Here is a 12,593-nt window from a genome sequence, read left to right as displayed (position 1 = left end):
GGTTTAAGTCAGACCCCTGTTTTTGCCTCGCCGCTGGACAGGGGTCGATTTTTTAACAAGATGAAGGTTATGAAGCCGTAATCCTTTCAAAGCCAACCCTGTTATGACAGAATTGGTCAAATAGATTACCGCTACGGGGGAGAAAAAAATAAAGATATTTTCATTCCCTGTTTTTATTTTGGAGTATGATTGCCCAGATGTTCAGCCAGCATTATCAAAAATAAAAAAGAATCTGAATTGCCTTGAAAGGACTCCATGTCACGTAACCGGATCATTCTCGTTACCATCGGGATCATGTTCAGCTTATTCCTCGCTTCGATGGAGTCGACTGTCGTTGCGACCGCCATGCCAACCATCGTTGGTCAATTGGGCGGGTTGGAACATTACTCGTGGGTCTTTTCGGCTTTCATGCTGACTTCCACCACATCTGTACCGTTGTATGGAAAACTATCGGACATTTATGGCAGACGCCGAATCTATGTGATCGCAATGGCTCTCTTCTTGATCGGCTCGGTGGCGAGCGGTGTCGCAAACAGTATGACCCAACTTATCTTCGCCCGCGCCTTGCAGGGACTCGGCGCGGGCGGTATCCAGCCGCTGGCATTCATTCTGATCGGTGAGATGTTCAGTTTGCAGCAGCGCGCCAAAATGCAGGGGCTTTTCTCCGGCGTGTGGGGTTTCTCATCCATTGCGGGTCCGCTGCTCGGTGGGTTTCTCGTTGATAAGTTTTCGTGGCATTGGGTCTTCTACATCAATGTGCTGCCAGGGTTGCTTGCCGCAGCGCTGGTCGCTTTTGGGTGGCGGGAGCAGGCTCAAAGTCATGAGAGACCAAAAGTGGACTACCTTGGCGCAGCGCTGTTGACATTCAGTATTGTCTCGTTATTGCTTGGACTTACACTTGCCCCTGACGCAAGCGCGGGAGCGGGGGCAAACACATTCAACAGTTGGGCGCTGATCGTGTTGGCTGTCGCCTTTTTCATCGCGTTATTACGGGTTGAGAGCCGTGTCGCCGACCCGATCCTCCCGATCCAACTTCTTCGTGACCGATTATTTCTCACTGCGGTTTCACATGGTATTTTCACAGGCTGGGCAATGTTTGGCAGTGTTTCATTTATTCCACTTTTTGTCCAGTCGGTGCTTGGCACCAGCGCAACGCAAGCCGGCATCACCATCACACCAATGCTGTTGGGCTGGGTCACGGCGAGCATCATTGGCATGCGCCTGATCATGACCGTTGGGTATCGCAGGCTGGGCGTGATCGGTACATCTGTGTTCGTAACAGGCACATTCCTGATGACGCTGATCAGCGCGGACTCGAGCCAGATCTTGATCATGGTCTTTGTCACCATGATGGGTGTCGGCATGGGGCTTTCCATCCCGTCGTTTTTGGTGGCGGTGCAGACGAGCGTGGAGCGACGCAACCTTGGCACGGCTACTTCGACGCTTCAATTCAGTCGTTCGATTGGCGGGACGCTTGGTGTGAGCGTGATGGGTACGGCATTGAGCATGCGCCTCACCTCGAATTTAATCGCTTCCGGCCTGGACCCGAAACTGGTGACCCAATTACTGAATCCTTTACCCGCCTCTGAAATTGTTGTGGCCGCCGGTGTGCGCGTCGCAATGGCAAACGCGATCCACCTTGTCTTTGTCATCGCTTTCGCGTCTGCTATGCTGGGGTTGGCGGCTGTCTTCTTCACGCCGCATCAGGAATTAAGAGAGAATTCGTCTGATCGTAACGCCGCCCTGCCCGGCGTGGATCAATAATACTTCCTGCAAAATCCCCGCACGAGAATCAAAACAAGGTGACTGTCATTGTTTTAATGGCTGTCACCTTGTTGATTTAAGTCTATCAATGATTTTTTTATTTTAGCTTTGTTTTTTGTTGCGCGATCAGTGCCGCCTGAACGCGGTTGCTGACATGCAGTTTTTGAAGAATATTGGTCACATAATGCTTAATGGTTTTTTCTGTAAGGAATAATTTTTGGCCGATCTCCTTGTTGCTTGTTCCTTCGGCGATCAATTCAAGAATCTGACGCTCTCGCTCGGTTAAGTCTTCAAACAGATCAATCGTAGCTGGTTGTTTTTCCTGCGGAGCCCCCCGCATTTCAGAGAGCAGGCTGGCCGCCAGCGACGGGGTGACATAACCTTCCCCCGCAAAAACTCTGTGTAAGATGCCATTTAATTCGCGGGCGGCGACTCCTTTTAGGACGTAAGCATGAGCGCCGGCTTTGAGAGCATTCATCACATCATCCTCTTCAGTGGATCCTGTCAACATAATGATCTTGACCACAGGATAGGATGCGGCAATCATTTGGGCAGCATTCAACCCTCCGCCGGGCATATTGACATCCAAAAGGATCACGTCCGGTAAAAACTCGCGGGTCAACCGAAGGGCGTCTTCTGCATTGATCCCCTGTCCCACCACCTCAAGATCGGCTTCACTCCCGAGGATCGCAACCACCCCCTCTCGAAAGATCGGGTGATCATCAATGATAACCAATCGGATTTTATCCATTTTTATTTTCTCCAGTATTCTGCAGCGTCAATACGGCTGAGAGCTTTGTCCCTTGATTTATTTTGCTTTCGATTGTGAATGAGCCGCCCAGGCTTTCCACACGTTCACGCATGCCTGCCAAGCCAAGGTGCTCACGCTCTCCAGATGTAACAGGATGGTTAACATCAAACCCAGGTCCCTGATCCGAAACTTCGATAAGTATATCGTTCGTTTGGCATCTCACGCGAACCTGTTGGCCTTCTCCACCGGCATAATTATGGGCGTTATTTAACGCCTCCTGAATGAGACGATATGCAGTGATCTTGATCTCAAGCGGTGTTTGTTCCGGGAGATCGCTCATGCTGAGCATAACCTTTGTGCCGGTATTCTGTTCATGGGCGCGTACCACGCTTACCAGAATTTCAGGAAGGGTTAAACATTCCAGTTGTGGAAGCACGAGACCGGCGGCGATGGCGCGGGTTTCATCCATGGCTGTTCGCAGGGATGCCTTGGCCGTAGGCAGGTGGTCGGTGCATAGCAAATCAACGTTTGGATTGATCAGGCGGCAGGTTTCATTCTGGCTCTTGACCCGCTCCAGCCTCGTTAATGCCAGCACGATTTCCTGAATGGGTCCACTATACAGTTCGGCGCTGGTACGGCGCAGAAAGCGTTCATTAAATTCGGTTGCATTTGCCGCGGAGCGGCGAACGCGCTGATTAAGCTCATCATTGTGCGCCAGGAGTTCTGTTAACCGTTTAACCTGATCTTTTAATTCATCTTCCTGCTTTTCGATGGTATTACTTGCATATCGAACAAAACCGATCAGCAACAGGTATATGACCATCATGGTGGAACCCACCATGAGCCAGCTTCGCATTTGGGCAGCCGCGATCTCCGCTTCAAGGATATCAATTTTTTGATAGAACTCGGTAACCGCAATAATCTGATTGGTTCCGTTTAAACGGACCGGGCTGTATATTTCAACCAGTCTTTTATGGTACCCGAGCCGCTCCTCAACATTTTCTTCTTCTGTTAGATTGCTGACCTCTGCTATCACTTCCCCCTGCCAGGCTTTCAGTAAATCTTCAGTCGGAGGAAACTCACGCCCTATCAATGCTGGATTGTCACTATAGAGGATATAGTGATCTGAGGACCAAATCTTTATTGCGACTGTTTGTTTCCCCAGTGTTTCTTCACTGAGCACTGACCGCAGATCTTCGAAATGTCCGGCTGTCAGGCTCGAAGCACTTCCCAACTCTTGAAGATGCGGGGTGACAAAACTGTCCATATAAAGTGCTGTGGTGGTTGCGGATTCCTTTATGACGCCGATCTTGATCTGCTCGGCTACCCATTTGCCGAGGCCGAACATGCCCAGGATCATGACGATGAAACTGGCAATTGTAAATCGTTTTATCAGGCTCAAGTTTGTAAAAACATTCAAAATGCGGACTAACATCCTTCACCCTCTTCATGGATAATGGATGTTATATGAGCGATGACCGCCCGCACTTTCAGGATCATGATATAGGTCTCATGCATAGGCGTACATTTCAGCGTGTTGAAGGGATATGTTGGCATTTACAACCGTGCCTTCGCCGACCATGCTTTGAATCTCAAGTACGCCCCCCATGCTTTCAACACGTTCCCGCATTCCGGCCAAACCAAGATGTTCCTCCCACTTAATGGAATTGGCTGCATCAAAGCCGGGGCCTTTGTCGGATATTTCTATTTGCAAGAGATTGTTCGCGCAAACCACACGGACCCGCTGATCTGCGCAGCCCGCATGAATACAGGCGTTGTTCAGTGCCTCCTGGATCAAACGGTAGACCGTGATCTTTAATGGAAGATTCACCTGTTCCGGCAGGTTGATAACACTCAATATGACCTTTGAACGGGTGCGTTTTTCGTGAGAACGTACAACACGCGCAATCACATCCGCGAGGGTCATATGACTCAACTGTGGAAGACCAAGATTGGAGGCGATGCTTCTCATTTCCTCCAGAGCAATCTGCAAGGATGTTTGAACTGTGGGAAGATGATCATTACACTCAAAATCTTCGTTGACCACGCGGCAGGTTTCGTTCTGGACGTTGACGCGGTCAAGCCGTAAGAGCGCCAGACTGACTTCCTGCACCGGGCCATCGTGCAGTTCCGCGCTGATGCGGCGGAGAAATCGCTCATTAAGCGCGGTCGTGTTGGCGGCGGCGCGGCGCATACGCTTGTCCAGATCCCCATTCTTTGCGATCAACTCCGTCAGCCGGACCACTTGATCTCTTAATCCCTTTTCCTGGCGTCCGATCGTAGATGCAATGGATTGTACGAATCCGATCAGTATCAAATAAATGACTGTCATGGATGTGCCAACGACAAGCCAACTTTTTCTTTGAGCCGCAGCTATTTCTGATTCAAGCCCTTCAATTTTCCTGTAGAATTCTGCAACAGCGATAACTTCTTGTGTGTCATTCAATAGTATTGGAATATATATTTCAAGCAAACGTGAATAAAGTTTTCGCTCCTCAAAATTTTCATCATCTTGCAGATCACTGATCGCCGCAATGATCTCACCCTTGCGAGCCAGTTCCAGATCTTCCGCGCTGGGGAACGAAAGTCCGACCAGTGACGGGGAATTGCTATACAGGATCTGATTATTATTCCCCCATATTTTTATGGTCACGATCTGACGGCCAAGATCGGTCTTGCTAAGCGTATCATTTAAATTCCAGAGATGTTCCGGGGTCAGCGTATTTGCAGTGCCAAGTTCCTGAAGGTTGGGAGTGATAAAGCTGTCCATGTATAGTGCGGTGGTCGCAGCAGATTCGTTGATCACATTGGTTTTTATTTGCTCTGCAACCCAGGTGCCGATCACAAAAGCCCCAAGAATCATAAATACCAGACCTGCCAGCCTGAATCGTTGAACTAAACTCGAGCGTGTTAAAAAATTAGAAATACCGGTAAACAATATGAATATCCCTTTGGAATTTCAAAAAATAATGAGCTGGGAGTATATTTTCCCGGCCAAATTTTTAAGAATGCCATCACTCACTTCTAAAGCCACACTATTATATCTCTAATAAGACAAAATCCACCTGATTTATTTCGCACTTCCCTTTGCATAAAAACACCAGGGAAGACATTTGAATATTGTCTTCCCTGGTGTTTATGTTTGCGGATTTATTCTTTATCCCTATCTGTTCCAGCCACCGGGCAATCGCGCCACCCCAAGGAATACGATCACCAATACGCCCAGCACGATGAACAGGGAATTTCGAAAACGGAGCTTGTCTTCCGAGTTCTTCCAGCGCATCGGAAGGTGCGCCAGCACTGCGGCGAGGATCATGCTGATGGCATGTTCAATGCGGTACATTGGGAAACCTGAACCCGCCAGACCGTTCCCCACCAGAAAGATCAATCCCAGAGTTACCTGCAAATCCATCAAACCGCTAAAACCTGAAGAGAGACCGCGGTCCATGCCTTTGAACGCTCCGCCGCGCAGCCAGCCCAGCCCAAACTTGACAATTGCAATAACAGCCACGACAACGATCAGCCAGCGTAAAATTGAGTGGATCATTAATAAGATGTTCATATTCGTTTTTTCTCCTGACAAAAATTATGATTGCCAATGGTAGCATATTTCCATTTCTCGTGTAGAATCGAGAAAAAATCCAAAGAGGAATCTCCCATGACCTATACAACGATCCTTACAGAAGTCCGCGGACGAGTCGGCATCGTCACGCTCAACCGTCCGCAGGCGATGAACGCGTTCAATACCGTGATGCTGACCGAATTATTCGACGCACTTGAATCTTTTGACCGCGATGATGCCGTCGGCGCGATGATCGTTACCGGCAACGAGAAATCTTTCGCAGCCGGCGCGGATATAAAAGAAATGGCGGATGCCTCTCCGTTCGAAATGATCGGCCAGGGGCGCGTTGAAAAATGGGACCGCATTCGCGGAATCAAAAAAGTAGTGATCGCGGCGGTATCCGGATGGGCATTGGGTGGCGGATGCGAATTCGCGATTTCATGCGATATGATCGTTGCCTCTGAATCAGCCAGGTTCGGTCAACCAGAGATCACGATCGGCATCATCCCCGGCGCGGGCGGAACACAGCGCCTCGCGCGTTTGCTTGGCAAGAACCTCGCCATGGAAATGGTCATCAACAACCGCACACTGACCGCCGCTGAGGCGCTTCAATTTGGATTGGCAAACCGCGTCGTGCCCGTGGATGGATACCTCGATGCCGCAGTCGCTTTCGCGGAAGAGATCGCCTCGCGCGCACCATTGGCTGTCCGTATGGCAAAAGATGCGGTCAATGCCGCGTTCGAGACCACCCTTGCAGAAGGATTGAAAGCTGAGAAGCGGAATTTCTATCCGCTCTTTTCGACGGAAGACCAAAAGGAAGGAATGAAAGCCTTCATCGAGAAAAGAAAGCCGAACTGGAAAGGAAAATAAAATTGTCCGTATCTTTGTCTGACCTGAAAACTGGTCTTTCCAAATTAGGCTTGACCAAAAACCTGGTGATCGCGCACGCATCCCTGAAGGCGTTCGGCCTCATTGACGGCGGGGCGGAGGCGATGCTCAATGCGTTGCTGGATTCCACGCGCGGCATCATCATGCCCACCTTCACATATAAATCCATGCTCAACCCCGAAGTGGGTCCGCCGCAGAACGGGATCACCTACGGCAGTGAAGCCGACCTAAACAAACTGGCTGAGGCGTATCACCCCGATATGCCCGTGGACAAATTGATGGGCGTATTGCCGGAAATACTGCGCAAGCACCCGAAGGCGAAACGATCCCTGCATCCGATCCAGTCCTTTGCCGGCATTCGCGCAGACGGGATCATCGGCAGTCAGCGCATGTACGATCCGCTGGCTCCGATCGGATCGCTTGCAGACCAGGATGGCTGGGCCTTATTACTCGGCGTGGATCATACCGTCAACACCAGCATTCATTATGCAGAGAAACTTGCCGGACGGCTGCAGTTCATCCGCTGGGCGTTGGTGCAGGATCGTGTGGTGGAATGTCCCGGCTTCCCCGGTGATTCAGATGGATTCAATGTGATCGCACCTGCTTTGGAAAAACACACCCGCCGCGTGAAAATTGGAAATGCAACTGTTCAAGCTATTCATCTAAAAAGTTTGTTTAAAGTCGTGGTTGATCTAATTAAAGAGAACCCGTTCGCATTGCTCTGCCAGAGACCGGATTGCGAACGGTGTACTGCGGTGCGGTGGTCGTAACTTTGTTGCCGTGTTATCGGGTTGAAGCAATTTCCTCATAATGTTGGGTGGGGATTGCTCACCTGCACAGAAACATACCTGCTCTTTGCATCGCGTCACGCTGAGGTGCCAGGGAGTGCCGGGCAAACACCCTCGCAAAAGTATCTTCTATTCCGAAAGATCCACAGTCCCGCCGCCATATGTGCCGCTGACATGGATACTGCCCTCATTGTCGCGGGTGTAGGTTAGTGATCCATCTCTTAATCCTGTGACATCCACTTCCAACATGAATGAACCGTCGTCGGCGTTGTACGCACCGCCGCCTGTCATGGCAAAGCCGTTCGAGAAGGCGCAGTTTGTAAAAGTGTAAAGGTCGCCTGTGTCGAATGCGAATGTCCCGCCGTATGGGCAGGCGATGGCGCGCGCGGTCGTGGAATTCATGTAATAGTATTCAGGCAGGTAATTGATCTCATTATCCACCGCGGTAAACGCTTCCAGCAGATCTGCGTAATCGGCGGCATTGGCCGGAGCGAGCGGGACAAATTCGTCAGCTACAACACCTTCGCAGAGCGTTTCACGCTGGGCTGGCATTTTATCCTGCACGAGAAAATCTGTCACCAAACTATCCACACATTCCAATCCCCAGCTAAAGATGACGTGCGGACCGCCGACTTCGGTCACAAGATATCCATCTGTCAAATTCGAGTAAACCGACTGCGCGCCTGAATACGGCGTGGCCGGGTCCGTGGTGGCGTTCAACACCAGGGTCGGGAAGCCTTCGCCTCTGAACGGCTCGGCAAACGGCGCGGGGTGTGAGTCGTCCTGTGGATAAGGCCAATAGGCGCAGGGCAGGTCGCCGTAAAAGACAGATGCGAGGCGCGGCAGGCTGGTGTCGATCTCATCACCCTCTTTGATAAAGTTCGCGGCCTGTTCTTGCGGAGTGTTGCCTGGCTCGGCGTAATCACGGCAAGTGACCCCGTAGTAGATCGCGTCGGAATAGGACAGGTCAATAAACACTTCGAAGGTATCCGGGTTGAGATAAAGCGCGTTGTACACCACGCGCGCGAGCGGAATGATCGTGTTGTCGCGTGAGTACGCGGCCAGGGCGCGCAGGAAGATCATGCGCGCGGTTTCGGAATATAGAAAGCCGGAAGTAGATTCGAGATCTGAGAAGGTGAACTCGCGCTGGTCAACCTCGCCGGTGGAGCGGGTAAATTCAAAGGAAATGGGAGCCTGCTTTAACTGAGCGGCAAGTTCATCGTAAACACTGACTGCATCGCGGCCCATATCGGCGGCGCAGGCTTCATCGGCGTTGCATGCTTCAAGAGTGGTGAGCAGTACCTCGTTGAATGCGGCGGCCTGACCTTTGAGGAATTCTATATCTGTCAGCGTAAGGTCTACAACCCCGTCGAGAACAAGACCAGCCACATGGCCGGCGTGAGCCGCTGCGTAGGTCTGTGCAAATTGCGTCCCGTAACTTTCCCCGTACAGCCAGAATTTTTCATCCTCCATCAATACGCGGAAGTCTTCAAGGTCTTCCACCGCCTGCGTGGTGTCCAGATAGGGCAAAAGGCTGGCATCGCCAATCTCGGTGATGCAGTCGTTCACAAAAGTTTGTGAGACATCAAGCAGTCGTTGTTCGCCTTCGCTCGTGGCGGCATCGCCGCCGGCGCGATAGAAATCCACCGCGGCTTGTGCGCAATACAACCCGTTGGATTCGTTGATGCCGCGCTGGTCGAAGAAAACAATGTCAAAATTTTCCGGGATGGACGGGTCGAAATATGATGTGTAATTATCCGCACTTAACAAGCCGGAACCGCCGGGGCCGCCTACGGATGTAACGAACATGCCTTTGCGTTGACCTGTGGCAGGCAGGACAGCAAAAACAACATCGAACGTGCGCGAATCATTGGGGTCAAAGTGGTCGAATGGGACACTGACTTTGACGCAGGTGAAATCGCTCTCGGGGCATGGATACCCGCCCAGTCTTTTCAAACGGGAGGCTGTATCATCCACTGGAACTTCGGTGGCGCTCGCAGGGGACTCCGTCGCAACGGGCAGCGCGGTGGGAAGCGGCTCAAGCGTGGGCGCAGAAGAAGCGCAAGCCTGCGCGAGAAATAACAGAACGATAAAGCTAATGAATATTTTTTTCATTCAGATCTCTTTTTCTTTCATTTAAATATATTGATTAAAAAACCATAATAGAAAATGGAATTTCCCTGAAAGGTTTTGCGTGGACAAAAAATGTTCGGCGGGTTCCGAAAGGCAGTATACCAAAGGCTGAAAAGACGGGCAGGTATCTTGTTCGGCCTGACCGTGGCGTATTAGATCCATTTTTCTTATTGAGGTATGCAGACTTATTATCTGTATCGCATTAATCTTCTTGGATGGATACTCCCAATTTGTTGAGTGAGTAAGATCAATTTCAAATTATGTGGTTGGAAAGCATTTGATGTTTTAGAATGTTCTTGACCTTAAGAAACCGTCACGAGCCATTATAAAACTACTGGGATATCTGAAATGATGTTTCCCCACTTCACGCCACTCACCCCCACATCTTGTTATTATGCCCAGTATTTTTAGCCAGATGTCCCATTTTCGCTGTGGTTTTCCCTCCTTTTTGAAGGTAGACTCCCACCAGCCATATACTCATGCTTTTCCATCTCTAACCCGCATCCCATTTTTCTAAAGTAAAATCAACATTAATATGAAAGAACTCATCTATTCCCGTAATGCAGTCTATGAAACCTTGAGCGCAAGGCGCAGGCAGATATTCTCGATCGAGATCGCCGAAGGGGTTCAGGAAAAAGGCAAGATCGCCGAGATCATCAAGCTGGCGCTTCAACAGAAAATAAAGGTCAGCCGTGTGCCGCGTCCCAAGCTGGATAAGGTGCATCAGAACAATCAGGGCATCGTGGCCGAGGTCAGCGGATACCCGTACTCGGATGTGATCGAGATCCTCGAACGCGCGAAAGGCGAACTGCCTTTCATCCTGATGCTTGATTCGCTGCAAGACCCGCAGAACTTCGGCACGCTCATCCGCACGGCCGAGGCGCTTGGCGTGCATGGCGTGGTCATCCCGTCCGCGCGCACGGTGGATGTGACGCCCGCCGTGGTCAACGCGTCCTCGGGCGCGAGCGAGCACATGCTCATCGCGCAGGCGAATCTGTCCCAGACGATAGATGCGCTCAAAGAGAATGACATCTGGGTCGTCGGACTGGATCAGGCCGGGGCGGAAATCGAAGCGGGCTCGCGTCATCTGAAAGGTGCGCTGGCGCTCGTCGTCGGCTCGGAGGGCGAAGGGCTGCATGACCTCGTCCGAAAGAAATGCGACATCGTTTTGAAACTGCCCATGAAAGGCAGGATCGAATCCCTCAACGCCGCCGTCGCGGGGTCGGTGGCATTGTATCTCGCGTATTTATCACGCCCGAAATAAATTAACCGCAAAGCACCCAAAGAGCGCAAAGTTAAAACCTTTTTTCTTAGCGACCTTGGCGCTCTTCGCGGTAAAAAATAATCAATCAGGAAAACAATCCATGCCTCAAGCAACATTTCATTTTCCAAAAGGATTTTTATGGGGAACGGCAACTGCCTCGCATCAAGTGGAAGGCAACAACACGAACAACAATTGGCACGCGTGGGAAGAAGCGGGTCACACCGTGCACAAGTCTGGTCTGGCCGCCGATTGGTGGGGTGGCCGCTGGCGGGAGGATTTTGACCGCGCCGCCGAAACTGGGCAGAATGCGCACCGCTTCTCGATCGAGTGGAGCCGCATCCAGCCCACGCCTGACACATGGGATGAAGAAGCCATTGAAAAATATCGCGCCATGCTGCGCGGGTTGAAGGAACGCAACATGACCGCGCTGGTCAGCCTGCATCATTTCACTGATCCGCTCTGGGTGACAGAAAAAGGCGGATGGGAAACAGAAGCAATCGTCCCGTTGTTTGAACGCTACGTGCGCAAGGTGGTGGATGCGTTCAAGGAGTACGTCACGCTCTGGTGCACGATCAACGAACCGAACGTGTACGCATTGAGCGGTTATGTGCAGGGCGCATTCCCGCCTGGAAAAAAGAATTTGAGATTATCCATGCGCGTGCTTGGCAATATGATCCGCGGGCACGCTGCTGCCTATCGTGCCATCCACGAGCTGCAGCCCGAAGCGCGCGTGGGGTATGCGCTGCATTACCGCCCGATGGTTCCGCGCTTGAAGTGGTCTCCGCTGGATAGACTCATGCGCAACATCCGCTACGATGGAATCAATATGGGTTTTCCCTCCGCTGTTTCAACAGGCGTAATGAGATCACCCATCGGCAATCAGAATATTCCTGAGGCCAAAGGCACGCAGGATTATCTAGGGTTGAATTATTACTCTGTGGATACGGTCTGGTTTGACCTGTTTAAGCCTGGTGAGTTATTCTCGAACAGCGGCTACCCCAAAGATGCGGATATGAGCGATACGAATTTCCTCGCCAATATTCCCGAAGGTATTTACAACTCCATCAAATGGATCGACCATACCTATCCTCATCTGCCGATCATCATTACTGAGAACGGCGTGGAAGATTTCGATGATCACATGCGTCCGCGCTATATTGCCCAGCATTTGCATCAAGTCTGGCGCGCGTGTAATTTCAACTGGCCTGTGAAGGGGTATTTCCACTGGTCATTGGTTGATAATTTCGAATGGGAGCGCGGCTGGACCCAGCGCTTCGGTTTGTGGGGATTGGATGTAGACACGCAAAAAAGAATCAGGCGGCCTTCTGTGGATTTTTATGCCGAGATCTGCAAAGAGAACGGCATCTCCTCTGAGATGGTTCAGCAGTATTGCCCCGAGGTTTTTGAGAAGATTTTTCCATCATAAATTATCTTGTAAGCGTA

General features: G+C 51.0%; 10 protein-coding genes. 5 read left to right on the top strand and 5 right to left on the bottom strand.

The window, feature by feature from the left end; translation table 11 throughout:
- Positions 1-255 precede the first annotated feature (255 nt).
- Positions 256-1,764, top strand: coding sequence for an MDR family MFS transporter (locus IPL17_RS26230; protein WP_345310044.1), 1,509 nt, complete (start codon positions 256-258; stop codon positions 1,762-1,764).
- 97 nt (positions 1,765-1,861) lie between these two features.
- Here the strand turns inward: IPL17_RS26230 and IPL17_RS26225 are convergent, their stop codons facing one another.
- The 4 genes from IPL17_RS26225 to IPL17_RS26210 form a co-directional block, all read right to left on the bottom strand.
- Entirely contained in the window at positions 1,862-2,515 is a 654-nt protein-coding gene (locus tag IPL17_RS26225) for a response regulator transcription factor (RefSeq protein WP_345310043.1), read from the bottom strand.
- A complete protein-coding gene (locus IPL17_RS26220) occupies positions 2,508-3,950 on the bottom strand; it encodes an ATP-binding protein (RefSeq protein ID WP_345310042.1) in 1,443 nt (480 codons plus the stop codon). The genes IPL17_RS26225 and IPL17_RS26220 overlap by 8 nt, the downstream gene beginning before the upstream one ends.
- Before the next feature lie 75 nt (positions 3,951-4,025).
- On the bottom strand, positions 4,026-5,378 hold the full coding sequence (locus tag IPL17_RS26215; RefSeq protein WP_345310041.1) for an ATP-binding protein: 1,353 nt from the start codon (positions 5,376-5,378) through the stop codon (positions 4,026-4,028).
- A 300-nt stretch (positions 5,379-5,678) separates the two neighbouring features.
- Positions 5,679-6,077, bottom strand: coding sequence for a hypothetical protein (locus IPL17_RS26210; protein WP_345310040.1), 399 nt, complete (start codon positions 6,075-6,077; stop codon positions 5,679-5,681).
- Between the two features lie 96 nt (positions 6,078-6,173).
- Here IPL17_RS26210 and IPL17_RS26205 point away from each other — a divergent pair, with 96 nt between their 5' ends.
- Together IPL17_RS26205 and IPL17_RS26200 are read left to right on the top strand one after the other, a co-directional pair.
- Positions 6,174-6,947, top strand: coding sequence for an enoyl-CoA hydratase-related protein (locus tag IPL17_RS26205; RefSeq protein ID WP_345310039.1), 774 nt, complete (start codon positions 6,174-6,176; stop codon positions 6,945-6,947).
- 2 nt (positions 6,948-6,949) lie between these two features.
- Positions 6,950-7,735 carry an AAC(3) family N-acetyltransferase gene (locus IPL17_RS26200; RefSeq protein ID WP_345310038.1) on the top strand — a complete coding sequence of 262 codons (786 nt, stop codon included), beginning with the start codon at positions 6,950-6,952 and terminating at the stop codon, positions 7,733-7,735.
- Between the two features lie 147 nt (positions 7,736-7,882).
- Here IPL17_RS26200 and IPL17_RS26195 read toward each other — a convergent pair whose 3' ends face one another.
- Positions 7,883-9,868: an alpha/beta hydrolase gene (locus IPL17_RS26195; protein WP_345310037.1), complete on the bottom strand. Its 1,986-nt coding sequence runs from the start codon at positions 9,866-9,868 to the stop codon at positions 7,883-7,885.
- 553 nt (positions 9,869-10,421) lie between these two features.
- Here IPL17_RS26195 and rlmB point away from each other — a divergent pair.
- Positions 10,422-11,150, top strand: a complete 729-nt coding sequence (gene rlmB / locus IPL17_RS26190) for a 23S rRNA (guanosine(2251)-2'-O)-methyltransferase RlmB (protein WP_345310036.1) — start codon at positions 10,422-10,424, stop codon at positions 11,148-11,150.
- 100 nt (positions 11,151-11,250) lie between these two features.
- Entirely contained in the window at positions 11,251-12,576 is a 1,326-nt protein-coding gene (locus IPL17_RS26185; RefSeq protein ID WP_345310035.1) for a family 1 glycosylhydrolase, read from the top strand.
- Positions 12,577-12,593 lie beyond the last annotated feature (17 nt).

The sequence above is a fragment of the Candidatus Villigracilis saccharophilus genome (assembly GCF_016711665.1).
The sequence above is the reverse complement of the archived record's forward strand: the minus strand, read 5'-3'. Positions and strand labels throughout refer to the sequence as shown.